Origin of the sequence: Gemmatimonas aurantiaca T-27, from assembly GCF_000010305.1 — a bacterium.
Lineage (GTDB): Bacteria > Gemmatimonadota > Gemmatimonadetes > Gemmatimonadales > Gemmatimonadaceae > Gemmatimonas > Gemmatimonas aurantiaca.
The window spans coordinates 1,893,779-1,919,993 of record NC_012489.1 but is presented as its reverse complement, the minus strand read 5'-3'; the positions used below and the strand labels follow the sequence as shown (position 1 = coordinate 1,919,993).

General features: G+C 64.6%; 21 protein-coding genes. All 21 read right to left on the bottom strand.

What is annotated here, in order from left to right:
- Positions 1 to 107: 107 nt before the first annotated feature.
- The 21 genes from GAU_RS08205 to lysS all read right to left on the bottom strand — a co-directional run bounded on the left by GAU_RS08205 (position 108) and on the right by lysS (position 26,188).
- Positions 108 to 1,253 carry a threonine synthase gene (locus GAU_RS08205; protein ID WP_012683088.1) on the bottom strand — a complete coding sequence of 382 codons (1,146 nt, stop codon included), beginning with the start codon at positions 1,251 to 1,253 and terminating at the stop codon, positions 108 to 110.
- Positions 1,250 to 3,196 (bottom strand): excinuclease ABC subunit UvrC, encoded by a 1,947-nt coding sequence (uvrC, locus tag GAU_RS08200; protein WP_052574320.1) that lies wholly within the window; start codon positions 3,194 to 3,196, stop codon positions 1,250 to 1,252. The genes GAU_RS08205 and uvrC overlap by 4 nt, the downstream gene beginning before the upstream one ends.
- Positions 3,197 to 4,771: a murein biosynthesis integral membrane protein MurJ gene (gene murJ / locus GAU_RS08195; protein WP_012683086.1), complete on the bottom strand. Its 1,575-nt coding sequence runs from the start codon at positions 4,769 to 4,771 to the stop codon at positions 3,197 to 3,199.
- Complete coding sequence (gene bshC / locus GAU_RS08190) at positions 4,768 to 6,381, bottom strand: bacillithiol biosynthesis protein BshC (RefSeq protein WP_012683085.1); 1,614 nt, start codon at positions 6,379 to 6,381, stop codon at positions 4,768 to 4,770. Before bshC ends, murJ begins: the two co-directional genes overlap by 4 nt.
- A gap of 25 nt (positions 6,382 to 6,406) precedes the next feature.
- Entirely contained in the window at positions 6,407 to 6,871 is a 465-nt protein-coding gene (locus GAU_RS08185) for a 23S rRNA (pseudouridine(1915)-N(3))-methyltransferase RlmH (protein ID WP_012683084.1), read from the bottom strand.
- A 27-nt stretch (positions 6,872 to 6,898) separates the two neighbouring features.
- The gene (locus GAU_RS08180; RefSeq protein WP_012683083.1) at positions 6,899 to 8,080 is read right to left on the bottom strand and encodes a Glu/Leu/Phe/Val family dehydrogenase; all 1,182 of its coding nucleotides are present in this window, start codon (positions 8,078 to 8,080) and stop codon (positions 6,899 to 6,901) included.
- A 26-nt stretch (positions 8,081 to 8,106) separates the two neighbouring features.
- Complete coding sequence (locus GAU_RS08175; RefSeq protein WP_012683082.1) at positions 8,107 to 9,183, bottom strand: tetraacyldisaccharide 4'-kinase; 1,077 nt, start codon at positions 9,181 to 9,183, stop codon at positions 8,107 to 8,109.
- The gene (locus tag GAU_RS08170) at positions 9,180 to 9,914 is read right to left on the bottom strand and encodes a lysophospholipid acyltransferase family protein (RefSeq protein WP_012683081.1); all 735 of its coding nucleotides are present in this window, start codon (positions 9,912 to 9,914) and stop codon (positions 9,180 to 9,182) included. Before GAU_RS08170 ends, GAU_RS08175 begins: the two co-directional genes overlap by 4 nt.
- Complete coding sequence (gene lpxB / locus GAU_RS08165; protein WP_012683080.1) at positions 9,904 to 11,031, bottom strand: lipid-A-disaccharide synthase; 1,128 nt, start codon at positions 11,029 to 11,031, stop codon at positions 9,904 to 9,906. Before lpxB ends, GAU_RS08170 begins: the two co-directional genes overlap by 11 nt.
- Positions 11,024 to 12,076, bottom strand: a complete 1,053-nt coding sequence (locus GAU_RS08160) for a Gfo/Idh/MocA family oxidoreductase (RefSeq protein WP_012683079.1) — start codon at positions 12,074 to 12,076, stop codon at positions 11,024 to 11,026. The genes lpxB and GAU_RS08160 overlap by 8 nt, the downstream gene beginning before the upstream one ends.
- Before the next feature lie 47 nt (positions 12,077 to 12,123).
- Positions 12,124 to 12,912, bottom strand: coding sequence for an acyl-ACP--UDP-N-acetylglucosamine O-acyltransferase (gene lpxA, locus GAU_RS08155; protein WP_012683078.1), 789 nt, complete (start codon positions 12,910 to 12,912; stop codon positions 12,124 to 12,126).
- Complete coding sequence (gene lpxC / locus GAU_RS08150; protein ID WP_197526065.1) at positions 12,909 to 14,237, bottom strand: UDP-3-O-acyl-N-acetylglucosamine deacetylase; 1,329 nt, start codon at positions 14,235 to 14,237, stop codon at positions 12,909 to 12,911. The genes lpxA and lpxC overlap by 4 nt, the downstream gene beginning before the upstream one ends.
- Entirely contained in the window at positions 14,234 to 15,307 is a 1,074-nt protein-coding gene (gene lpxD / locus GAU_RS08145; RefSeq protein WP_070105055.1) for a UDP-3-O-(3-hydroxymyristoyl)glucosamine N-acyltransferase, read from the bottom strand. The genes lpxC and lpxD overlap by 4 nt, the downstream gene beginning before the upstream one ends.
- A 5-nt stretch (positions 15,308 to 15,312) precedes the next feature.
- Positions 15,313 to 15,930: an OmpH family outer membrane protein gene (locus tag GAU_RS08140; RefSeq protein ID WP_012683075.1), complete on the bottom strand. Its 618-nt coding sequence runs from the start codon at positions 15,928 to 15,930 to the stop codon at positions 15,313 to 15,315.
- A gap of 15 nt (positions 15,931 to 15,945) precedes the next feature.
- Complete coding sequence (bamA, locus tag GAU_RS08135; protein ID WP_012683074.1) at positions 15,946 to 18,399, bottom strand: outer membrane protein assembly factor BamA; 2,454 nt, start codon at positions 18,397 to 18,399, stop codon at positions 15,946 to 15,948.
- Between the two features lie 183 nt (positions 18,400 to 18,582).
- On the bottom strand, positions 18,583 to 21,090 hold the full coding sequence (locus GAU_RS08130; protein ID WP_012683073.1) for an ATP-dependent Clp protease ATP-binding subunit: 2,508 nt from the start codon (positions 21,088 to 21,090) through the stop codon (positions 18,583 to 18,585).
- 28 nt (positions 21,091 to 21,118) lie between these two features.
- On the bottom strand, positions 21,119 to 22,219 hold the full coding sequence (locus tag GAU_RS08125) for a protein arginine kinase (protein ID WP_012683072.1): 1,101 nt from the start codon (positions 22,217 to 22,219) through the stop codon (positions 21,119 to 21,121).
- A complete protein-coding gene (locus tag GAU_RS08120; protein WP_012683071.1) occupies positions 22,216 to 22,701 on the bottom strand; it encodes a UvrB/UvrC motif-containing protein in 486 nt (161 codons plus the stop codon). The genes GAU_RS08125 and GAU_RS08120 overlap by 4 nt, the downstream gene beginning before the upstream one ends.
- On the bottom strand, positions 22,701 to 23,453 hold the full coding sequence (locus GAU_RS08115) for an ABC transporter ATP-binding protein (RefSeq protein WP_012683070.1): 753 nt from the start codon (positions 23,451 to 23,453) through the stop codon (positions 22,701 to 22,703). Before GAU_RS08115 ends, GAU_RS08120 begins: the two co-directional genes overlap by 1 nt.
- The gene (locus GAU_RS08110; protein ID WP_012683069.1) at positions 23,446 to 24,696 is read right to left on the bottom strand and encodes an ABC transporter permease; all 1,251 of its coding nucleotides are present in this window, start codon (positions 24,694 to 24,696) and stop codon (positions 23,446 to 23,448) included. Before GAU_RS08110 ends, GAU_RS08115 begins: the two co-directional genes overlap by 8 nt.
- Before the next feature lie 25 nt (positions 24,697 to 24,721).
- The gene (gene lysS / locus GAU_RS08105; RefSeq protein ID WP_052574590.1) at positions 24,722 to 26,188 is read right to left on the bottom strand and encodes a lysine--tRNA ligase; all 1,467 of its coding nucleotides are present in this window, start codon (positions 26,186 to 26,188) and stop codon (positions 24,722 to 24,724) included.
- Positions 26,189 to 26,215: the final 27 nt, after the last annotated feature.

Here is a 26,215-nt window from a genome sequence, read left to right as displayed (position 1 = left end):
CGGCCGTGCGCCGCCGCTCACTTGAGACAACTTAGGAGGCGCGGATACCGAAGTCAATGAACGGCATGGACTTCGGTCACGCCAACCCAGGCGGTTGAGCGCGCCGGTCAGACCCGGTACGACGCCCCGCTGCCGGTGTTGAACAGCACCACTTCGGCGTCGCCCTGCACCGCGCCGCTGGCCACCGCATCGCGCAGTACGGAAAGCCCGCACCCGCCCTCAGGCGCAGCATCGATGCCCGTCTTCACGGCCAACGTGCGTGTCCACTCACGAATGGCATCTTCGGATGCGGTTCCCGCCAAACCATCGGTCTCTCGCATGACCCGCAGCAGCAACCGATCGCCCAACGGCGAAGGCACCCGCAGCCCTGCGGCATGAGTCACCGGATCCACCCACGGATCGGCCTTCTCCGTGCCGGCGGCAAAAGCGCGGGCAATGGGCGCACATCCTTCCGCCTGCGCCACCAGGTAGCGCGGTTGCCGGGTTTCGCCCGGTAGCCAGCCGCTGGACACCAGTTCGTTGATCGCCTTCCAGATACCGACGGTGCCTTCACCACCACCGGTTGGATAGACCACCACATCCGGCACACGCCAGCCGAGTTGCTCCACCAGCTCGAAGCCCATCGTCTTCATGCCTTCAACGCGGTACGGCTCCCGGAGTGTGGAAATCGGCACGTAGCCCGATTCGGCCGCGAACGCGAGCGCCAGCTTGCCAGCATCACCGATGTGTCCGTCGATCCGGATGAGCTCTGCGCCCATCACTTCGATGGTATCGAGAATCGGGCGCGGTGTGGTGGCCGGCGCGTACACGCGCACCGGCACACCGGCGGCCGCACCGTAGGCCGCCAGTGCCGCGCCGGCGTTGCCCGCGGTCGGCACCACGAGACCGGGCACCCGCGCGGCCCGTGCACGCGTGACGGCCGCACTCATGCCGCGCGCCTTGAATGAGCCCGTCGGATTCTGGGCTTCGTCCTTGATCCACAGGCGCCGGACACCGACGGCCGCCGCCAACGTCGGTGATTCGATGAGCGGCGTAAGCCCCTCTCCCAGACTCACCGGGATTTCCCCTTCGAGCAGCGGCAGAAACGGAGCATAGCGCCACATATCCCACCGGCTCCCCAGTGGCGTGCCAGCGGCCACGGGATCGTATGTCGCGAACAGCGGCTGATGGCACGCCTGACACACCGAGGCATTCTCGACCGATGCCGATGTACCGCACGCCGAACACTGCAGCGACCAGGTGGGAGCACTCATGACAGAGGTGGGTCGGAGGGAGAGTCTATGGTGGGAGCAGACACATCTGGAACGGCGACGCCAAGGGCTTCGAGCAATCGGCGCGCAGAAGCTGCACCAAAACCTGGAATGGCCGCAATCTGTTCGACGCTGGCTTCCCGCACGCCCTGAACGCTGCCGAACGTATGCAGGAGTGCACGACGTTTGGTGGGGCCCACCCCCGGAATCTTCAGCAACTCGGACGTGATCGTGCGCGCCGCGCGCTTCTGGCGCTGGAACGTGATGGCAAAGCGATGGGCTTCGTCACGGGCCTGCTGCAACATGCGCAACGCGGGCGATCGCCGCGGCAACCGTACCGGATCCGGGCGCCCGTATTGAAAGATCTCTTCTTCGCGTTTGGCGAGGCTGATCAGGCCGATCTGCGGCGCCCCCAGTTCATCGAGCGCCGCCCGGGCTGCGCCAAGCTGTCCCTTTCCGCCGTCGATGACGGCGAGGTCAGGTAGCGGCTTCTCTTCGTCGAGGCGCCGTCGGAAGTAGCGCGTCACCACCTCGTGCATCGACCGGAAATCATCGTTCCCTTCGAACACCTTGATCTTGAACTTCCGGTACTCCGACCGCTTGGGGCGCCCATTCTCGAAAAACACGGCGCTGGCCACCACGTCGGTGCCTTGCGCATGGGAGATATCAAAACACACCAGGGATCGAGGCAAGCGTGGCAACCCCAACTCGCGTTGCAGTTCATACACCGGATCGACCGCTCGCTCGTCGGCTTCGAGCGCCGCCAGTTTGAACTCCTCGAGCAGGTGCCGAGCGTTCTGGTCGGCGAGATCCACCAGCGCCCGACGCGGTCCACGCTGCGGCACACGGATGTGAGTGCCGTCCAGTGATGCCTCGAGCGACTCGCGATCTTCGAAATCGAAGGGCACCAGCAGTTCGCCAGCCCGCGCTTCGGCCGTACGATACCACTGCGCAAGACAGGCACCGAGCACGGCGCCGTCTTCTTCATCTTCGGCGTGTTCCAGCAGACGATGATCGCGGGCCAGCAACTTGCCACCTCGAATGCGCATCACGGCCACACAGGCGTCTTCCCCGTCACGCGCATACCCCACCACATCGCGGTCGCCGCCTTCCACCTCCAGCACCACACTGGGGGACTCCATCTTCTCGAGATGCGCCAGCGCATCGCGCAACTCGGCCGCGCGCTCGAAGTCGAGTCGCTCGGACGCATCCAGCATGCGCTCTCGCACATGATGCATCACATCACTGGTGCGTCCGTCGAGAAACCACACCACTTCGTCGATCATCGCGCGATAGTCCTCGCGCGACTGGTAGCCCACACAGGGGGCCTTGCATCGCTTGATGGAATAGTCGAGACAGGGCCGTTCGGGCGCCTCACCAGGCAAGGCGTAGTGACACGAACGCACGGTGAAGATCCGCTTCACCACATTCAGCGCGCGCCGCATGGCCCCCACGTCCGTGTACGGTCCGAAGTACCGCGCTCCATCGTCGAGCAGACGCCGTGTCACCATCACCCGGGGGAAGGGCTCGTTGACGGTCACGCGGATGTAAGGATACGACTTGTCATCCCGCAGTGCGATGTTGAAGCGCGGGTGATACTCCTTGATCAGCGTGGCTTCGAGGATCAGCGCATGGGCCTCACTGGGCACCACGATGGTCTCGAGATCGCGCACCTTGCGCACCATGGCGCGTGTCTTGGGGCTGCTCTCATGCTCCTGCGCCCAATAGCTGCGCACCCGGGATCGCAGACGCTTGGCCTTGCCGACGTACAGCACCTGCCCTTCCACATCCTTCCAGAGATACACGCCTGGAGACTCGGGGAGGTGCGGCAGCTTCTGCGCGACGGGCACGGGCATGCCGTTGGCAAGCGCCCGCTGCGTCCACTCATCGTCGGCGATGGGCAACCCGGCTTCGTCGAACGCGCGGCCTGACGGGGACTGCGTCACTCAGTCCGCCGTGCTGCGCACACGCAGCCGCAGCCAACGCGCCGCTTCGGCCGATCCCATCCACCAGGCCGCGAGCAGATAGGTCGCCCCAAAGACCGCGAGCACCGGCGGTCCGGCAAAACGTGGGTGCAGTCCGGGCATCCAACGCACATGCAGCAGCCGTGCGAGGGTTCCCGCCATGGCGGCGATCACCGCGGCGATCACGATGCGCCGCGTGCCATGCCACATCGCCGGTGTGTACAGCGTGCCCAGTCGCCGGCGAAGTCCACCAATGAGAATGGACAGGTTGACGTAAGATCCAAGCGCGGACCCCAACGCAATACCCGCCGTGGCGACCGGCGAATGCCGCAACGGCACCGCTATGGCAATGGATGCCACTGCCGACACCAGGATGCTGGCAATGGACGCGCGCAATGGCGTGCGGTAGTCCTGCAATGCGTAGTACGCCGAGGCCAGCAGCTTCACCGACGCAAAACTGATCAGTCCAACGGCCGACGCCGCGAGCACCCAATGCACCACCTGCTGCTCGGTCACACCAAACCGACCCGCACGATAGAGAATGCCCACGCAGTAGTCGCCCAGTGCAATGAACACGACGGCGCTGGGCACGATGTAAAACAGGATACGCTGCCAGCCACCGCGCAGACGCTCACGCAGCGCGTCGAGGGCCTGCGCCCCCGAGTCCCGGGAGAACTCCGGAAGCGATGCTGCGGCCACCGATACGCCGAACAACGAAACCGGCAACAGGGTCAGCGTATTGGCATACATCATGTTGGTGGCCGCCCCCTCCGGAAGAAACGAGGCGATCTGCAGGTCGATGAACGACGAGATCTGCACCACCCCCAACGCCGTCACCACCGGCACGACATTGCGCAGCGTTTGTGCGAGGCCCTCCACCGTTCGGGACAGTCGTGGACGGATCGGGCCGGCAAGACGGAGCACCTCGGGCATCTGCGCACCAACCTGCAGCAACGCACCGACCAGGGTCGCCCAAGCGAGCCAGGTCGCCAACATGGTCGTGTCGTCAGCGCGCGGCCCACCGACCAGCAGCAACACGATCTGAGCAATCGACCAGAGCGCCGCACTCGCATACGACCAGAAAAAGCGCCGATGTGAATTCTGAATGCCAAGGCACCAGCCGCTCAGCACCATGACGCCCGTCATCGGAAACAGAATGCGTGTGAGGCGGGTGGTGAGTTCCTGTGTCGGCGCATCGAACCCCGGCGCGAGCGCCGCGGTGAGCCACGGTGCGGTGGCGATCCCCAGCAACGTCAGGCCGGAAACGGCAACGAGCAACACACCGAGCAACGCATTCGCGAGGGCGCGCGCACCGGCATGATCTCCGCGCTCGAGCAGGCGGCTGTACACCGGCACAAAAGACGCGGACAATGTGCCCTCGCCCAACAGATTGCGTACCGCGTTGGGAATCTTGAAGGCGGCGTTGTAGGCGTCGGACGCCGCGCCCGATCCGAAGTAGTACGCGAACGCCGTGTTGCGCAGCACACCGACAAGGCGGCTGATCAGGATCCCCGCCCCGACGACGAACGCGGAGCGTCCGCCTGCCCGGTCAGTCATGCCTGCCCCGATACACCCGTCACGAGCTGTTGCGCATGCCCGACGGCCGCATCGCGCAAACGTTCGAGCAATGTCGGCCCAAAGCGCACGAGCAGCGGCACGAGATTGAGGACGCGCTCGGGGGGCTGGCCCAACGGTCGCAGCGCGGCGCGTGTCGCAGCCACGTCTTGCATCGCGGCGGTTTCGCGTCGCTTGACGGCAGACAACAGCCGACGTTCGAACTGGTCAACACGATGCGTGATATCACGCTCGAGCCCTTCCACCACCGACGCGGCCACCAGCGCTTCGTACTCTGCCTCATCGTCCGGCACACGCAACGCCTCACCGAGCGAGGCCAGTTGCGACTCGAGTGTCACTCGCAGGCGCTCCACCGCATCGGCCACCGACTCGTCGAGCTGCGCCCGGGCAATGATCTGTTCCGCCGCGTGTGGGTCGCGGAGCGCTTCGTCGGTCAATCCCAGACGCGCTTGCCGTTCGAGGGCATCGGCTTCGAGCACCTCGGCAGCCCAGCGCGGGGCCACGATCGGTGAGGCCACGCCCAACGCCTCCGCCACCGGCGCTACCTGCGCGAAATACGCGAATTCACCGGGACCGGCCATGTAACACACGGTCGGTATCAATGCGCGCTCCATCACCGGCCGCAGGAGCACGTTGGCCCCCAGCGCACCCACCGGTGCCGACTGGGCCACGTCGCCTGCCCCAACGACGGGGACACGCGTACGCGCGCCCGTGCCATCCGTCAAAAACACCAGCGACAATCCGTCGATGATCTCCACCTGAGGCACATGCCCCGCGGCTTCGATCGCCATCGCGCGGCTCTGCACCGCGTGATGCACCGCCGATGCCGAACGCAATGCCGTCCGCAGGAACCCATCAGCCGCCGCTCGCGTGGCCGGATGTGCAGCGTCGAGCACCGCCATGCCAAGCGGTTCGAGCAGGGCACGCATCAAAACGACATACGCCGCACCGATGGTCGCGTGCGGCGTATAGGCAGCCTGAATGACGTCGAGTACCGACGCATGCGCCCCCGATCCACACGCGCGCACCAACTGGGCCATCGCGGCATCGACGTCACCCATCAGCACATCGGCCATCGCCACGCCGTCGCTGGCTGGACCAGGCAACGCCACTCGCTCGAGACCAGTGGATGTGGCCAGATACGTCACCGCCGCTTCGATCCAATCGGCATCATCGGTCGCGGCCCAGAACACGGGGGCCACCGGAATTCCCAGCTCCGCCTCGAGCACATCAGCCATGGCCAATGCGCCCATGGCCTTGCTCCACGTATACGTCGGGCCGCCGAACAGACCGGGTTGTTGTCCGGTGGTCACCACCACGCCGTCCTGCGCGGCACGCGTGAGGCGCGCCGTCGCGGCGCCGGACGCGGCAATGGCTGGCATCAATGGGGACAACCAATCCCGTCCCGCAAAGGACGCGCGCACCGCTGCCGCGTGTGCACGCCATCCGGCCACATTGGTCGGTCGGGGGGCATACCACTGGGCGCCGACAGCGCCCTGCTGTATCGCGCGCGACAACGCACTCCCACCCAAGGGGGCCGTGCGGATGATGACATCGTCGGTCGTGCTGATCAGAGCTGCAGACTGGTCCACGTCGCTCACGCGTGTTCGCTGAATTTCACTTGTGGTACGGTTCGCCGCGGATGATGGTCCCCGCCCGATACAACTGCTCGGCCATCACCATCCGTGCAACCTCGTGTGGGAGCGTCCACGGCGCCAGTGAGAGCCGACGATTGGCCCGTTCCCGAACCGCCGGCCCAAGCCCATGCGCCCCGCCGATCACGAACGCCACATTCCGCGCCGATTCCCGCTGCTCCTGCAGCCATCGCGCAAATTGCGCGGAGTCCATGGTTACACCACCCGGGTCACAAGCCACGACCACAGCGTCCGCCGGCAGACGCGCCACCAGCCGCTCCGCCTCACGCTCACGGACCACATCGGCCGACAGGTTCCGCCCGGGTTCTTCCTTGACTTCGATGACATCCAGCGGCCAGTAGTGCGCCGCGCGTCCCTCATAGTCCCGAATGGCATCGGCCAGCCCCGCATGGCGAGGCCGGCCGATGACAAGCAGTGCGACACGCATCAGGAGGCGGCTCGCGCCGATCCCTGATCAGGCATAGATGCCGCGCAGGCGGTGCACCGTGGCCACACGGCTGATGGACACCATGTACGCAGCCGTACGCATGTTCACCCGATGCTGCTTCGACAACTGCAGCACGTCCTGGAAGCTCCGCGTCATGATGTCGCCGAGGCGCTCGTTCACGACCGCTTCGCTCCAGAAATAGCCCATGCGATCCTGCACCCATTCGAAGTAGGACACCGTCACGCCGCCTGCATTGGCGAGAATGTCCGGGATCACGAAGATACCCTTCTCATCGAGGATCGGATCCGCCGCCGCCGTGGTGGGGCCGTTCGCTCCTTCGCAGATCACCTTGGCGCGGATCTTCGGCGCATTCTTCGTGGTGATCACGTTCTCCAGCGCGGCCGGCACCAGCACATCCACTTCGAGCGTCAGGATGTCGTCGGCGTCGATGGCATCACCACCGGTGAAACCTTCGAGCGAGCGATGCTGCTTCACGTGCGCGATCGCCGCATCCACATCGATACCGTTCTTGTTGTGGAACGCGCCGAAGCGATCACTGATGCCCACGATACGGCATCCCTGCTCGGCCAACAGCTTCGCGGCCACCGAGCCCACGTTGCCGAACCCCTGCACGGCCACCGTCGCGCCCTTCATCGGCATGCCCAGGTGTTCCAACGCTTCCTTGGTGACCAGCATGCAGCCACGACCCGTGGCTTCACGACGACCCAGCGAACCGCCCATCTCCACCGGCTTGCCGGTCACGACGGCGTTCTCGGTGCGACCGACATGCATGGAGTACGTGTCCATCAGCGGGTCGCAAATCACGCCGCCCTTGGCGCCACCAAACGGCAGGTTCACCACGGCGCACTTCCAGGTCATCCAGGCGGCGAGCGCCTTCACTTCTTCCTGCGTCACATTCATGTCGAAGCGGATACCGCCCTTGGCGGGTCCGCGTGACGTGTTGTACAGCACGCGATATCCCGTGAACACTTCCACGTCACCGTTGTCCATCATCACGGGAACGGAAACGGTCAGTTGCTTCTCGGGATTGCGAAGAATCTTGTAGATGCCGGGCTCGAGATCGAGCAGTTCGGCAGCGCGGTCGAAGCGTGACATCATCGCTTCGAAGGGGTTCTCTTCGTTGAGGAACCGATCCTTGTCCGGGCGGACAATGCTGTCCGTCGGCAGTCGGAGGAGGTCGATGGCCATGAGGCTTCAGATGTGAAAGGCCGGACTCAGCCGGCGGTGGGAATCGTGGCCCGCCGCGCCGCCAGTACCCGGTCACACTCCTGCTCCAGGACCTCGGCGCCTCGAATGACCACGACAGTCTGTGAAAGATACCAAAGCGCCGGCCCGACGCGAGGCCATAGCGGACCCAGCTTGACGGCATCTTTCAGTGTACAGACGACGCCATCCCCCCGTTCCGCAACGCGGACCATCTCCGAAACCTCACCACTGGTGAACTGATGATGGTCCGGATAGCGCAGGTGGCCCCTCACCTCCGCACCGGCCGTCCGGAGTTGCTGCTCGAAGGCCGAAGGATTCCCAATGGCCGATACCGCGACGATGCGCAGCCCTTCCATCGGGGGCGCTTCGGCCTCGCCCGCCGCAGGCCTCAGGCCCGCCGCAGCCAGACGCACGACCGCGATACGGGCCTGGGCCACATGGTGCGTCGCCATGTGCACCACCGCCGCCACCGCCTCGTCGGAAGCGGCCTTCACGGTCACCACAACGGCCGTGGCGCGCGCGAGCGCGTGGTACCCCTCGCGGTAGGGACCGGCGGGGAGCATACGCGCCGCCGGCTGCCACTGGTCAGCACTGAGCAGCACGACATCGCTGATCCGCCGGGCACGGCGATGCTGGAAGGCATCGTCCAACACCACGCAGTCGGCGCCACGTACCAACGCCTCCTGCGCGCCCGCCACCCGATCAGGATTCACGATGACCGAGGCCTCGGGCGTCAGCCGTTCGTGCACCCGCCACTCATCATCCCCATACCCGCGTAATACCAGCGCGGGACGCGCGCCCCGCTCGAGGAGGCGCGATACAAACCAGGACGCGACCGGTGTCTTGCCGGTGCCACCCACGGTGAGGTTGCCGATGGACATCGCCGGAAGGGGCATCGGCGGCAAGGCCAGCCCGCCCGGTGCATCGGCAAGGAGCGCACGATCGAATCGTGCATTGCGTCGCGCAACACCAGCGGCGAAGACCCATTCGGCAGGCGTCAGCGCGCCACGAGCCGTAGCGGCCGCGGCGCTGTCCGCGTACCACACCCAGTCGGCCAATGCGCGCAACCGGGCATTCGTGCTCATGCGCGTGCGGCAGCCAGGTCTGCGACGGCGCGCACCTTTGCTTGCATGTCGGCACTGAACTCGTCGACGCGTGCGGCGGCGTCGCGCACATCGGCGTCCTCGAGAACCTGCGGCGCACCATACAGCACCGTCACCCGCGCAAAGGGCTTGGGAATTTCAAAACGATCCCACGACTTGAGCTGCCACAACCGATCGGCATGCGCAGTGATCGTGACGATGGGAACGCCGGCGCGATGCGCAAGAATCAGAGGCCCCGGGGCGTAGCTGTATCGCGGGCCACGTGGTCCGTCCGGTGTGAATGCGATATCGGTGCCCTGGCGCGCGATGCGTGCCGCCTCCAGCAACGCACGCGTGCCCCCGCGCGAGCTCGAGCCACGAATGCCGAACGCACCGAACATCGCCACGATCTGGCTGATGATCTCACCGTCACGATGTTCGCTGATGAGCACACCGGTGTGAATCTTGTGGCCGTACAGGCAGGCGAGCATTTGCCCGTGCCACAACGTGAAGACCACGGGATCCGTGCCGGCAGGGCGTGCGGCGAGCGCATCGCGGCCCACAATCCGGAGACGCCATGTCCAGCCGAGCACTTTGAGCAGAGTGCCACCCAGCAGAATGGCCGCGCGCACTTTCCAGCCGAGCGCCGCGGGGCCGCCCTTGGACGCTGCTGGCGTTTCCGAAGGCGATTGTGCCGCTGGCTGTGCCGCCGACGGCTGCTGGTCAGCCGACACGCGCTCCGCCCTGCATCGCGAGAATCATCTCCGCGACACGTGCGGACGCCCCCGGAGTTCCCAACTGCGCTCGCACCCGCGCCAGTCCCGCCTCGGCCTGCTGTCGCGCTTCACTGGTGACATCGAACAGTGGCATCAGGGCATCCGCCACATTGGCCGGCACGAACGCCTCCTGCACGAACTCCGGAGACACCGCTTCACCGGCCACCACATTCACCAGCCCGATGTGTGGGATCTTCACCACCCGCCGTGCGATGGCGTACGTGATCGCACTGGTGCGATAGCCGATCACATGGGGAAGCCCGGCCACGGCGGCTTCCAACGTATTCGTGCCGCTTTTGAGCAGCCCCGCCGTTGCCGCCCGCTGCACCACGAACGACGCACCATGCACGAGCGGAAACGGGCAATCGCTGGGCGAGATCTTCACGGTCGGCGCGACACTCACCACGACGTGTACATCGGGACGTCGACGCTGCACGTCGAGGGCTGCCTGCGTGAACGGTTCCAGATGGCGCGCAATCTCGGCCCGACGACTACCGGGAAACATCGCCAGCACCGGTGCATCGGCGGGCAAACCCAGTTGCTGTCGCGCTTCCGCTTGTGACGGCAGCGACTGCGCGCGATCGAGCAGCGGGTGGCCGACAAACGTGGCATCGATGCCATGGGCGCGCAGCAGCGCTTCCTCGAAAGGCAGGATGGACGCCGCCTTCGTCACCAGACGCGCCAACTTCGGCAGTCGATCAGCGCCCCACGCCCACACCTGCGGCGTGATGTAGTAGAGCACGGGCACACCAGCGCGATGGGCCACTTCTGCCACGCGGAGGTTGAATCCGGGATAGTCGAGCAAGACCACCAGGCCGACCCTCCCACTCTCGATGCGCGCGCGCAGGCGACGCAGAAGTGCCCAATGTTTGGGCACGTGCTGCAGCACCTCCACAAAACCCATCACCGCCAGACGCTCCACATCGTCGAGCAAGGTGACGCCTGCGGCACGCATATGCCCGCCACCCACGCCCACCATCGGTAGCTCCGGCGCACGCGCACGGAGCACTTCCGCCACTTTGCCTGCGTGCAGATCGCCGGATGCTTCACCGACGACGAACAACACCTCACGCACGCGGGGCTCCGTGTGCCGATAGCAGCGTGGGATGTCCCATCACATTCTGCGCGGCGTCGATGGCAGCCACGATACGGAGCGCGGCTTCGAGTGCTTCGCGTCCCTCCTGCCCCGTGACGGCAATGGGATTGCGACCCATCACCGCGCCGAGAAACTGCGACAGCTCCATGACCAGCGGCTCCCCTTCGGGGGCGTCGAGCTGAACCCGCTCCACAAAGTCCTCGAGGGCCCGCGGTGCCCGTGCGAGTTGCATGGGATCAAAATCACCACGCAGGCGAAAGAACTCTCCGGTTCCGGCCGCCAGATCCAGCGAGAGATATCCGCTGCGCTGGAAAAGCCGCAACTTCCGCAGGCGTTCACGCGATACACGACTCGCCGTGATGTTGGCCACCGCGCCGTTGGCAAACGTGAGCCGCGCATTGGCGATATCGACCTGTGGCGTCAAGACCGGAATGCCCATCGCCTGCACATCGGCCACACGGGTTCCCACCAGCGTGTGCACGAGGTCGAGATCGTGAATCATGAGATCGAGTACAACCGCGACGTCGGCCCCACGCGGACTGAACGGCGCGAGTCGATCACTCTCGATGAATCGTGGGCCATCCACGTAGGGCATCGCCGCGCGCACGGCCCGATTGAATCGCTCCACATGCCCCACCTGCAACACCACGCCGGCCGACGCGGCCATGGCCAGCAGTTCATCGGCTTCTTCGAGGGTCACCGTGAACGGCTTCTCCACGAAGACATGTTTGCCCATCGCCAGCGCCCTGGCCGCAACCGCATGATGCGAGCGGGTGGGCACCACGATGGATACGGCGTCCACATCGGCCAGCAGGCGCTCCAGTGAGCCATACGAGGTCACGCCGTACTGAGAAGCCACTTCAGTGGCCCGCCCCGGATTTTCGTCGACAAAGCCGACGAATCTCGGACCGCAGAGATCGCGGAGAATACGCACATGATGCATGCCCAGTCCTCCCGCACCAACGACCCCGATTCGGGGCGCGTCCGGTCCGACAAACTGCGCACGCTGCTGACCTGCCTGCATGATCCCGCTCCGCCTCACGGTCTCCCGATCACTGACCGGGCAAGGACTCAGAAACCGACGCCCCGTCGGCTCGCTTCGATGAACTCCAGGAACTGCTGCACTTCCGGCACCAACTCCACCTCGGCCCGCGCTTGTTCCACCCCTTGCGACAGATTGAGATCCGAGCGGAAGCAGAACCGATACGCGCGCTTGAGCTCCCGCAGCACCGCTTCGTCGAATCCACTACGCTGCAGCCCGACCGAGTTGAGGCCGAACAGTTTGAGTGGGTTTCCCACGGCCCGAACGAACGGTGGCACATCCTGAGGCACGCGCGAAGCGCCCCCGATGAAGGAGTGCCGGCCGATGCGCACGAACTGATGGATGGCGCAGAGCCCGGAGATGATGGCGTGATCTTCCACGAAGACATGACCGGCGAGCTGCGTGCCGTTGGAGATCATCACGTGATCCTCCAGCAGACAATCATGCGCCAGGTGCACATAGCTCATGATGAAGCAGTGTTTGCCGACCTTGGTCGTCACCGAGTGCGCGGTGGCGCGGTTGATGGTGGCGTATTCACGGATCACCGTGTCATCGCCAATGTCCACCCACGTCTCTTCACCGCGATACTTGAGATCCTGCGGGTCGCCTCCGAGCACGGCACCAATGCCCACGCGCACACGCTCCCCGATCCGCACATTGCGTTCGAGAGTGGCGCGCGCCGACACCTGCGAGCCATCGCCAACCGTCACCTGCGGGCCGATGATCACCCACGGCCCGATCTCCACATCGCGGCCGATCTCGGCACTCGGATCGATCAGCGCCGTGGGGTGAATACCTGGAGTGATCTCGGCGTTCATCGATCGCGAACCATCGCCGCCATTTCGGCTTCGGTCACCACCTGTCCGTCCACGTAGGCGACACCACGCATCTTGCACATCGTGCCACGCATCTGCAGCACTTCCATCTCGAAACGCAACTGATCTCCCGGCTTCACCGGACGACGGAACTTCACATTGTCGAGCGACATGAAGTACACGACCTTCGTGCTCGGGTCGGTCACCGTGCGCATCAGCAGCATGCCACCCACCTGGGCCATCGCTTCGATGATGAGCACCCCCGGCATGATCGGATGCCCAGGGAAGTGTCCCTGAAAGAACGGCTCGTTGATCGTCACGTTCTTGAGCCCCACGATGCGCTTGCCTTCCTCGAGTTCGAGGATGCGATCGACGAGCAGGAACGGATAACGATGCGGCAGGACCTGCAGGATGTCTTCGATGGTGTACACGGCGGGCTCCCGGACTGCGTGTTGCACGAGCGCACGAACCAGGGCGACTGTGCCCCGATGACTCGGCTTGTGAGCAATGATGCGCGCGCGAACGCGTGCACCGGCCAGCACCAGGTCGCCCACACAATCGAGCGCCTTGTGCCGAACGAATTCGTCTGGCCAGCGGAGTGTCGTGTCCACGACCCCCGCGGCGTCGAGCACGACTGCGTTCGCGGTCGATGCCCCCTGAATCAATCCCTTCGCGCGAAGCGCGTCCACCTCATGCAGGAACCCGAAGGTGCGTGCATCGGCAAGGTCACGCCGAAACCCTTCGGCGGTGACCCGGTAGTGGCCCGCCTGATGCCCGATGAGGGGGTGCGGAAAGTCGATATCCACGTCCAGCGAATAGTCGAGCGCCGGATGCGCTTCGTACACCGATTCGCCGTCCACCACACGAATGGACTTCCGCAGAACCAACCAATCCACGCGCCCGGGATGTGTGACCACCCCGGCCTCCGTGAGCGCATCGAGAAAGGCCTTCGCGCTCCCATCCATGATGGGCGGCTCAGGGCCGTCCATGTCGATGAGCAAATCATCGATCGCCAATCCGCCAACGGCCGCCAGGACATGTTCGACGGTGTGCAGCGCGGCCTCACCGGTGCCCAACTGGGTGCGTCGCTCGGCCTGCACCGCCACGTCGATACGTGCCGGAATGGTCGGCGTTCCCGGCAGATCCATGCGGCGAAACACAATCCCGTGACAAGCCGGTGCCGGACGAAAGGTCAACGTGCACGGTTGCCCCAGGTGCAGCCCGATCCCCTGCACCGAGGCCACACCGGCAATCGTGCGCCGCTCACCGCCCATGGAGGCCGTGCATTCGCGTGAAGGGCCGGAGGGTTCTGCGGCTCGGGCGATCATGGGTTGGATTCTCCCTTGAGCAACTGCTCGATCGGTCGGATGATCTTGGCCAAGCGATGGAGTGCCGCCTGCGATCGGAGCGCCTCCTTGTGAGGCCGTGCCGGATAGCCGGACCACAATTCTCCCCCGGGGATATCACCGAACACCCCGGCCTGCGCCGCCACGGTCGCCCGCGAACCGATGGTGAGGTGTCCGCCCAGCCCCACCTGTCCGCCGATTTGCACACCGTCTTCGATACGGGTTGATCCCGCCACGCCCGCCTGCGACGCAAAAAAGCACATGCGGCCCACACGAACGTTGTGTGCGATCTGCACCAGGTTGTCGATCTTGGTACCAGCACCGATGATCGTGTCATCGACACTGCCCCGATCGACGCAACTGTTGGCACCGATCTCCACATCGTGCTCCAGGATGCAGCGTCCGCTGTGGGGGATGCGCACAGGGCCGTTGGCCTGCGGCACAAAACCGAACCCCTCACGCCCCACGCGCGCGCCACTGCACAACACCACGCGGTCGCCCAGCTCCGTGTACGGATACACCGTGGCCTGCGCGTGCAGGCGCACATCACGCCCCAGCACACTGCCGGCGCCCACCACGGCATTGGCTCCGATCCAGCAACCGTCGCCGATCACCACGTCGTCGCCAATGACAGCGTACGGATCGATGGTGACCCCTGCCCCGATGGACGCGCTGGCCGACACCACCGCCGTCGCATGCACGCCAACCGCACGTGGCTCGCGGCGATGAAATCGCGCCAGCACCGAAACCATCGCATCCATCGGCTTGTCCACGATGATACGCACCGCTGGTCGACCGACAACGGGCTCGAACTGCGGGCTCATGATGACAGCCGCGGCACGGGAATCCGTGAACCACGCCGTGTAGCGGGCATGGGTCAGAAAACTGAGATCCTGTTCACGAGCGCGATCAAGCGGCGCAACGCCAAACAGCGACACAGTGCCGTCGCCGACAAGGCGCCCGCCAACCTGTGCCGCTATGTCAGCGGCGGTGACAGGCGTTTGCCCGTCACCGCCGTTCGCCGCTCGCTGCTCGGCGGAGTCTGCTGCCACCGAGTTCACTCGGTGGGCGGCTTCTTGGTTGTCACACCGGCTGGAGTCGACGCCGGGCCAACAGCGGGCGGCTTGGCGGCCGGCGCGGCTGACGCCTTCGGCGCGGACAGACGCAGCTTCGCGAGCACCCGATCGGTCACGTCGAGGTTCTTGTCCGCCGACACGATGTACGACATCTGCACGGCCACATCGAAGATGAACGCATAACCACCTTCCATGCGCACATCATCGAGCGCCTTGCGCAGCGACTCCATGATCGGCGCCATGAGCGCTTCCTGGCGATCCTGCGCCTGCTCACGGATCTTGTCCGCCTGAATCTGGATTGCGGTCTCCCGTTCACGCAGCGTCTTCAAACGGGCTTCCTTCGCCGTCGCCGACAACGTCGGCTCTTCCTTGGCGTACGCCTCGTTCATCGCGGTGACGGAATCCTGCAACTTCTTCATCTGGGCCTCGACCGGCCCCATCTCCTTCTGGAAGAGTGCCTCGGCTTCCTGACGGCCCGGGGCGCTCTGCATCAGCATGGATGAATTCACATAGGCGATCTTCTGCGCGGCCTGGGCCGAGGCCACAGAGGGCGCGGCCGCCACAAAGGCGCAGGTGGCGAGAACGGTACGAAGGCGCATGAGTGTCATCCTGTGTTAGAAGAGCTGGCCGAGCCGGAAATGGAACTGCCACTTCGGGTCCTTCACGACGCGTCCTGAGGACACCTCGATCTTGGTGCGATCAAAGCCGTAGGCCATATCCAGACCCAGTGGTCCCAGCGGCGTTACGGTAGATACCCCGAATCCGGCAGAACGGAAGAGGCGCGTGGGGTTGATCTGGCGCGCCGAGCCCCAATTGTTTCCGGCGTCGGAAAACACGTTGAGGTAGAACATCTGATTCACCCGGAGACCAATTTCGCCGGTCACCGTCATGAAGGCATTGCCGAAGGACGTTGGCTGCGAGCTGTACTGATCCGTGGAGGGATCGAACCCGTTGGGCGTGATGGAAAACTCCGGATAGCCACGCACCATCTGGCCAAACATCACACCGCCAACCGCAAACTGCTGCTGGAAAAAGAACGGTCCCGAGTTGCCGAACAGGGAACCGGCGCGGGCCGTGAGGCCCATCGTCAGCTTGAGCGGCTGGGAACCCGGATTGCTGCCGCCGAACTGACCGAGCAGCGAATACGCGCGCATTTCGGTGGTCACGCGCTGGAAATTCACCGTACCGCCCAGCGGGCCGCCGCTGAAGTCGGCCGTGACCGTCTTCATCGACCCCTGGGTGGCAAACGGCAGATCGATACGGGTGTCCGACGTGTACTCCAGCCCCATGTTGGAGCGGAAACAATTGCGCGTACAACCGTTCTGAATCTGCCCCGAGGTGAACGTCGCCGACTCGCCGTTGTACGACATCGCAAACGTGGAGAAGAGCGACCACGGCACCGGCATGCCCAGGCGGAACTGCGCGCCCGTGCGGATGTTCTGGCCAAGGTTACCGACGATGAAACGCGACTGCGTGCGGTAGGCACTCACCGCGCCAGACAGGCGGGAGCCACGCAACGCCGGATCGGTATAGGTGGCCGTGAAGTCGTTGAAGTAGCGACCATACTGCCAGTTCAGTCGGCCCGACTTGCACAGACCAAACAGGTTGGGCTGCTCGAGCCCGATGAAACCACCAAAGCCCACGCCGCCCTGACCCATCGAGGCGCCAAAGTTCACACTGCCCGTGCGCTTCTCCTTCACGCGGAACACGATATCGACGTCGCCCTGCTCGTTGATCGGACGGTAGTCCGGGAACGGCATCGGGGACTCGAAGAAATTCATGTTGCTGATGCTCTGATAGCTGCGAATCAGCGCGGCCTGATTGAACGGGCCACCGGGCACCAGGAAGATCTGTCGACGAATGCAATCGTCAGCCGTGAAATCATTGCCGATGATCTCGATGCGGTTCACGATGGCCGGATTTCGTTCGTCGATTTCCCAGCGGAGATTCACCGTGGGCACCGAATCTTCGCCGACGAACTGACGATCCATCACGGGACGGATCTGCGCGTACAGGTAGCCGTTGTTGCGGTACTCGTTGTTCACCTTCTCGATGGCATCATCCCATTTGTGCTGGTCGAAGATGCCTTCGGGGGCCGCGGCTTCACGCTTGATGAGCCCCTTCACGCGCTGCGTCAGCGTCGGGTCCTGCCCGTCGAACGGATAGAAACGGCGCAGCTCATCGGTCGGGAATCGGCGGTTGCCGGCGATCTCGAAGGACCCTACACGAAAACGCGGTCCTTCTTCGATACCGATCTGCACCAGCCCTTTACCACGATCGCGATCCACCAGGAGCGTGTCCTTGATGATCCGCATGTCGACATAGCCGAGGCGCGAATAGAGATCGGGGATACGCTCCCCGAGGTCACCGACGAACTTGTTTTCGTCGAACTCACCTTTGCGCCAGAACCAGAAGCCTTCAGGCTTGGTCTTCATCGCGCCAACCACGCGCTTCTCGCTCACTTCGCCCTTGCTCTCCACATCGATGCCGGAGATGGCAAGACGGCGCCCTTCGTCGATCGTGTAGGTGATCGCGATGCGTCCATCGTCCATCGTGGTGGAATCGATGGCAATCTGTGCGAGATAATAGCCGGCCGCCTCGTACACCGAGTCGATGCGCGCCCGCGCCCGCGCCACCTGGAGCGGATCGATCGGACGACCAATCAGCAGGTCGATCTTGTCCTTCACCGAGCGCTCGGACACGGCATCGGGCCCCACCACCTTGAGGTCGCCGAGCACCGCACGCTCACGCACCTGAAGCACGGACAGCACGCGGCCGGGCACGGTTTCAAGATCGCAGACGACCTGCGCATCATCGAATTCGCCCAACTGATACAACGCCTTCAGCACGCGCTGAAGGGCCGGAAAATTCAGCGGCGCGCCCGCCTGCAGACCGGCCTCCGTACGGATCCGGGATTCGGCGACGCGCACGTTGCCGCGCACCGCGATCGAATCGGGCGTCATGCAGCGACTCGCTGATTCCTGCTGCGCGCGCACACCACGCGGCGCGAGCCCGGTCACCAGCACAGCAGCCGCAAAAACCAGCTTTAGGGGAATGCGTTTGAGCATAGCCTCGAAATATATACGAGCCCGAGGGAAGGTCCGACCCCACCCCGGGACAGTGGTTCGCCTCCCCGTTCCAACTTCACCACGGCAAACGGCCGAACCCGTATGGGGTCCGGCCGTTCGACACATCCCACGCCTTCTCCGTTGCCTGAGCACTGAGCCGAAGCCCCCTGCCCAGGCGCCCGGTCAGGATGCCTGCGGGGTGGGCGTCAGGACGCGGAATTCCAGCTTTTCCTTCTCGGTGGTCGACACCCCCACCTCGATTTCGTCCCCACGCGAATACTCACCCGTCAGGATCTTTTCAGACAGCGGGTCTTCCACATACCGCTGGATCGCCCTCTTGAGCGGACGGGCACCGAAGTGCTCGTCGTGCCCATGATCCACCAGGAACTCGGTGGCCTCGGGCGTCAGCTTGATCGTGAGCTCCTCCTCAGCCAAGCGCTTCTGCACGTCGCCGAACAGAATGGACACGATCTGTCCGATGTGCTCCTTGCCCAGCGGGTGGAACACGATCACGTCGTCCAGGCGGTTCAGGAATTCCGGATTGAAGACCCGGCCCATCTCCTCCTTCACCTTTTCGGCAATCCGCTCGAAATCTCCGCGCGAATCCTTCGTGGCGAAGCCCAGCGACTTGCCCTTCGTGATGTCCTTGGCACCGACGTTCGAGGTCATGATGACCACGGTGTTCTTGAAGTCGATCACGCGGCCGTAGTTGTCCGTGAGATGTCCTTCATCGAGCACCTGCAGCAGGATGTTGAACACATCCGGATGCGCCTTCTCGATTTCGTCGAGCAGGACCACGCTGTACGGCTTGCGCCGCACTGCCTTGGTCAACGTGCCAGAGTCTTCATACCCCACGTAACCCGGGGGCGCGCCGATGAGTCGCGAGACGGAGAACTTCTCCATGTACTCGCTCATGTCCACGCGGATGAGCGCTGACGTGTCGGCGAACAGGAACTTGGCCAGTGCACGGGCCAGCTCGGTCTTGCCGACACCCGTGGGCCCCGAGAAGATGAACGAGCCGATCGGACGGCGCGGATCCTTGAGCCCAGCGCGGCTTCGACGAATGGAGCGGGCGAGTGCCTTGATGGCCTCATCCTGCCCCACCACCGTGCCGTGCAACTCGTCCTCCATGCGCAGCAGGCGTGACGTTTCCGCCTCCTGCAGGCGCGTCACCGGGATACCGGTCCAGCGGCTGACGATGAACGCGATTTCCTCTTCGCCGAGCGTGGGCCGGAACGACTGGCGCCGCTGCTCCCACTCTTCCTGCTTGCGCCGGATCTCGGCCTGCAACTCGCGTTCGTTGTCACGCAGCGACGCCGCGCGCTCGAAGTTCTGATCGCGGACCGCCGCTTCCTTCTCGGTATTGATCTTCTCGAGCTGTTCCTTGAGATCGGCCACCTCGGCCGGCGGCACCTGCGCCGCCAGACGTGCCCGTGCTCCCGCCTCGTCGATCACGTCGATCGCCTTGTCCGGCAGGAAGCGGTCCGTGATGTACCGCTCGGACAGCTTCGCAGCGGCCAGCAGCGTCGCATCCGGGATGTTCACGCGGTGATGGTCTTCGTACTTCTTCTTGAGCCCCTGCAGGATCTGCACGGTCTCGTCGATTGAAGGCGGTTCCACCACGACGGTCTGGAAACGACGCTCGAGCGCGCCATCCTTCTCGATGTACTTGCGGTATTCGTTGAGCGTCGACGCGCCCACACACTGCAGCTCACCGCGCGCAAGCGCCGGCTTCAGCATGTTGCTCGCATCGATCGCGCCTTCGGCCGCACCAGCGCCGACCAGCGTGTGCAATTCGTCGATGAACAGAATGATCTGCTTGTTCTGCGCGATCTCGTTCATCACCGCCTTGAGACGCTCTTCGAACTGACCGCGGTACTTGGTACCGGCAATCACCGCAGCCATATCGAGTGAAAGCACCCGATGGTCGCGCAGCGAATCCGGGCAGTCGTTGGCCGAGATGAGCTGTGCCAGCCCTTCCACGATGGCCGTCTTGCCCACACCGGGTTCGCCGATGAGCACCGGGTTGTTCTTCTTGCGGCGTGACAGCACTTCCATGACGCGCTCGATTTCCTTGGCGCGGCCAATCGTCGGATCGAGCTGGCCTTCGGCTGCCAGTTGCGTCAGGTCGCGGCAGAAGTGATCGAGCGCCGGCGTCTTGGACTTCTTGTCGCCCTTGGCCGGTGCAGCGGCCGGCGGAACCGTGCCAGCCTTCTCGGCCTGCGGCTTCTCCCCGGTCTGCGGCATCTCGGTGCCCAGCAGGCGCAGCGTTTCCGCGCGCGCGGCCTCGAGATTCACGCCGGCGTCCGTGAGCACCTGCGCGGCAATGCCCTTCTCCTCACGGAGCAGGCCCAGGAGCAGGTGTTCGGTGCCGACGTAGCTGTGATTGAGATCGCGCGCCTCGGCCATGGCCAGCTCGAGCACCTTCTTGGCGCGGGATGTGTACGGCAAATCGGGGCCGGTGGCCTGCGCCGCCTTCCCCTTCTTGACCGTCTCCTCGATTTTCAGCGTGACGTCGTCGAGATCGACGTTGAGGTTCTGCAGCACTGCTGCCGCAACCCCCTCACCCTCGCGGATGAGGCCCAGCAGGATATGCTCGGTGCCCACGTATTCGTGGTGCAGGCGCGCCGCTTCTTCGCGCGCCATGGCCAGGACCTTCCGCACCCGCTCGGTGAAGTTGTAGCCGTTCATCGTCCCCTCAGGGTCGTTGAGATGCGGGTCATTCGACGCCGCCGCCTTCGCTCATGAGTACCTGCCGCACGTACTTCGCGCGGGCCAGGTTCGTCTCGGTGTCCGTCAGTGCTCGCCCCTCCAGATGGGAGAGATGCGCCGACTGGGCAAAGATCAGGAGCTTGTTGAGTGTGTATACACTGAGCCCGGAGACCAGTTTCAGACCGACCGCCAGGCGTACCCCGCTCAGGTAGTTCATGGCTTCGTCAAACGTGAGGCTGCGGGCATACCGCAACGTCCCGTAGGCGCGCCAGAGCTTGTCCTCGATAATATACCCCGCATCGCGCACCAGTACACGACGCGCCTCCTCCTCCCGCTCGATCACATGTCGAACGACGCGCACGAGGAGATCCTGCAACTCCTCCTCGGACCGTCCCAAGGTGGTCTGATTGGAGAGCTGGAAGAAGTTCCCCACCACCTCACTGCCCTCGCCATAGAGGCCGCGATAGGTGAGGCCCATCTGCTGGAGGCCGGCCAGCACCTTGCCGATCTCCTTGGTCAGCACCAGTCCCGGCAGGTGGATCAGTACCGAGGCACGCAGTCCCGTGCCCGTATTGGTGGGACAGGCCGTGAGAAAACCGAATTCGCGGTGGAACGCATAGGGAACCTGGGATCCCAACTCGCTGTCGAGCTGTTGCACGGCCGCAAATGCGTCCGGCACGTTGAAGCCCGACCGCAGCGCCTGCAGGCGCAGATGGTCCTCTTCGTTCACCAACAGCCCCACCGACTCGCCCAGAATCACCGCTGCCCCACTGCGCACCGGATGCTGCGGATCGAGGCCGGCCAGTTCCTTGCTCACCAGATGCCGTTCATGCAGCAACTGGCGCTCCACGATCGGCATCGATTCCAGCGGCAACAGGATACTGCCCTGAAGCGACGGCACCTCCGTCAAGGCATCCCGCACCTGCGCCAGCATGCGCAAGCGTTCCCCATCGCGGGCACGGGCCGTGAACGCATACCCCGACACATTGCGGGCCAGGCGCATGCGCGTGGAAATCACGATATCGCCATGCGGGCCGGACGCATCCAGCCAGCGCACGCCACCATCCGGCAGCAGCGACAGGTCGAGGGGTGGCCGCGAGCTGGTCATTCGATCACCCGGATGCGATCGCGCAATTCCGCCGCGAGTTCGAACTGTTCGGCATCCACGGCCCGCCGCAACCGATCACGCAAATCGTGCACCGAGTCGGACTTCTCCAGCAGGTGCGCGGCCGGTGGCTCGTAACGATTGCCCACATGCCGCGAGCTGCCATGCAGGCGCCGCAGCAACTCCCGCAGGCTGCGCTCCATGGCATCGTAGCAGTGCGGACATCCCAGGCGACCGGACGCGCGGAAGTCCCGCGCCGTGGCGCCGCAGAACCGGCACGACGTCGAGTCCTCACCGGCCGACGCGCCCCCCTGCTGTACGGCCTGCAAAATCTCTCCCAACGGATGCTGGGGCACTGACAACGTGGTCTCCACGCCCTTGGCCGCCGCGCACTTCTCACACAGGTGGAGCTGCGTCACCGCATTGTCCACGATCCGCGTGAGATGCACCACCGCATCCCGTTCCTGACAGCTATCGCAGAGCATCAGCTCTCCGTTTCCTGGACATCTGCGTCGACTGACGGCGTCACCAGTCGCCCTCCCTCCAACAATAGTGCCCGGTCCGCACGCGCGGCCAGCGACTGATTGTGCGTCACGACCACCAGGCCGAGCGATTGGTCACGGGCCAGCTCAGCGAACAGGTCATGCAGACGTTCCGCGTTGTGCCAGTCGAGATTGCCGCTGGGCTCATCGGCCAGCAGCAACGACGGCCCGGTCGCCAGCGCGCGCGCCACCGCTGTGCGCTGCTGCTCGCCACCCGACAGGGCACCCGGACGGTGCTGCAAACGTGATCCCAGCCCCACCCGATCGAGCAGATACGCTGCCCGCTCACGCGCCGGCTTTTCGGCCGTTCCGGCGATCAACTGGGGCATCATCACGTTCTCGATGGCAGAAAACTCGCGCAGCAAGTGGTGGAACTGAAAAACGAAACCGATCGTGCGGTTCCGCAGCGTATCGAGAGCCGGCTCACTGAGTCCATCCACGGCTTGTCCCGCCAGGCGGATGCGACCCGCCGACGGCCGTTCGAGTGCGCCAAGCACATGCAGCAGCGTGCTCTTGCCCGAACCACTCGACCCGACAATGGCCACCATTTCGCCACGCCGGACATCGAGACGCACTTCGCCCAGCACCCGAATGATGCCGCCATCGCCACCGCGGAACTCCTTGACGAGTCCCTCGGCCTCCACCACCAGCTCCTGCGGCGGAACAGGTGCGGTCGCGGGCGCGTGCTCACTCATGCCGGATGGCCTCGACGGGGTACAACTTGGCCGCCTGCGAGGCGGGATACAGCGTGGCCAGCGTGGACACCAGCATGCTGGCCACCAACACAATCGCCACGTCGAAAAATTCGATGCGCACCGGCAGGTGATCGATGAAATACACCGACGGATCGAGGGTGATCAGGCGGTACTTCTCGAGCAGCACCGCCACGATCAGGCCGATCAACAAACCGCCTCCCGTACCCACGGCACCGATCACCATCCCCTGAAACAGGAAGATGCGCCGCACGCTGGCGGCCTTGAGGCCCATCGCGCGCAGGATGCCGATCTCCTTCGTCTTGTCCACCACCACCATCGTGAGCGTGCTCACGATGTTGAAGGCCGCCACCAGCACGATGAGCAGCAGGATGACACCCATGCCCAGCTTTTCCAGCTTGAGCGCCTGGAAAAACGAGCGATTGTTTTCCTGCCAGTCCACCGCGCGCACCGGCGCGTTGAGGGACACTTCGAGGGAATCGGCGATGGCCGGTGTCTGCCAGCGGTCGGTCGTACGCGCTTCGATGCCCGTCACGTCGTCACCCAGGCCCGCGAAGCGCTGCGCCGCGGCCAGGGGCAGAAACAGATAGGCATCGTCGTATTCGTACATGCCGGTTTCGAATACACCCGCCACCACCACACTGTCCGCGCGCGGCACAATGGCGCCGGTGGCGGCATTCATGTCGAGCCCCGCGGCCCCCAGCAACACGATGGTGTCGCCGGGAAACGCGTTCAGTTTCGACGCGAGAAACTTGCCCAGTGCGGCACCGGGCAACGACACACCTTCCCGGGCCAGCGAAAAATCCCCCAGCACGATGTGCTTGCGGATGCTCGTCACATCAGCGCCCGGTTCATTCGCACCCACCAGGCCCACCACGGCGGTGCCGGTCATGTACCCACTCAGGTTTCGCACCAACCCCTGCGTGGACACAAACGGCGCGGCACTCACCACACCGGGAAAAACACGCACCTTCTCGAGCAGTGGCTGCCAGCCGGTCATGCGCATGTCATCACCGTACGGCAGCACCCGCACATCGGGACTGCCCACGAGGATCTTTTCGCGCATGTCGGTCTGCATACCCGTCATCACGCCCATGATCACGATGAGCGCACTGACGCCCACCAGCACGCCGCCAATGGCGATCACGCTGATCAGCGACAGCAAACGCGACCCACGACGACTGCGCAGGTAACGCCAGGCAATCGAAAGCTCGAGCCGAGTCACCGAGCGTCTCCGGTGCGGGCGCCCGTCACTCCGGACGCATCGTGGGAAAGAGAATGACGTCGCGAATGTTCTGCGTATCCGTCAGGTACATGAACAACCGATCGATGCCGATGCCCACGCCACCCGTGGGCGGCATGCCGTACTCCATCGCACGCAGGTAGTCATCGTCGACGCCACTGGCTTCGTCATCACCCGCGTCACGCAGACGCGCCTGCGCTTCGAAGCGCTCGCGCTGATCGATCGGATCGTTCAGTTCAGAAAACGCGTTGGCCAGTTCCTTGCCCTTGGCAAACAACTCGAACCGCTCGGTGATCCCGTCCGGGCCGCCCCGCTTGGGCTTGGCCAGCGGTGAAAGCTCCTTCGGGTAGTCGAGCACAAACGTGGGCTGATCGATCTTCGATTCCACCAACGCCTGAAACATCTCGTCGAGCACCTTGGGGCGGCTCAACGTGGCCACCTTCTGCACACCGATGCGCTCGGCCAGGGCACGCAGTTCGGCATCGCTCACCGCCATGACATCCACGCCTGCCGCCTTCGACAGCGACGGCACCCACTCGATGCGCGGAAACGGCGTGACAAACGACGGGATCTTCTCACCAACGCCCGGAATGCCACGAATGGCATCGGCCGCGGCCATGATCAACGACTCCACGCGCGACATCATCGTGGTGTAGTCGGCAAACGCCTCGTAGAACTCGAGCATCGTGAACTCCGGATTGTGCGTCCGGTCGATGCCTTCGTTGCGGAAGTCGTGGCCGATTTCGTACACCCGCTCGAAACCGCCCACGATGAGCCGCTTGAGATACAGCTCGTCGGCAATGCGCAGATAGAGCGGCATATCGAGCGCATTGTGATGCGTCACGAAGGGCCGTGCCGCGGCGCCACCGTACAGGGGCTGCAGCACCGGCGTCTCCACTTCGAGATACCCCAGGCCATCGAGGTGACTGCGTACGGCGCGCGTGAGCACCGAGCGCGCGCGGAACAGGGCGCGCACTTCCGGATGCACCGCGAGATCGGCATACCGCTGACGCGCCCGCTGCTCGGTATCGGAGAACGCCGAGTATCGTACGAGTTGCCCGTCCACCATCTGCTCCTTGCCCAAGGGCAGCGGACGCAGGGACTTGGACAACAGTTCGACGTGCGTGACCTTCACCGTGGCTTCGCCAGTGCGCGTGCGGATCATGGTGCCGCGCACGCCCACCCAGTCGCCGAGATCATATTCGGCGAGCTGTGCGAACACCGCATCGCCCATGTCGTCTCGGCGGAAGTAGAGCTGCAGACGGCCGTCCATATCGACCAAGTGCGCAAACGCGGTCTTGCCCTGCCCGCGCCACGATACGAGACGACCGGCGACCGATACCTCCGGCCCTTCCTGCGCATCCCCCAGCGCCGCGATAGCCGCGACCGAGCTGTGTGAGCGATCGAACGAATACGCGAATGGCTCCACGCCAGCGGCACGCAAGCGGTCGAGCTTCTCGCGCCGCGCCTTCATGACGAAGTTGAGCTCCTGCTTCTGGGC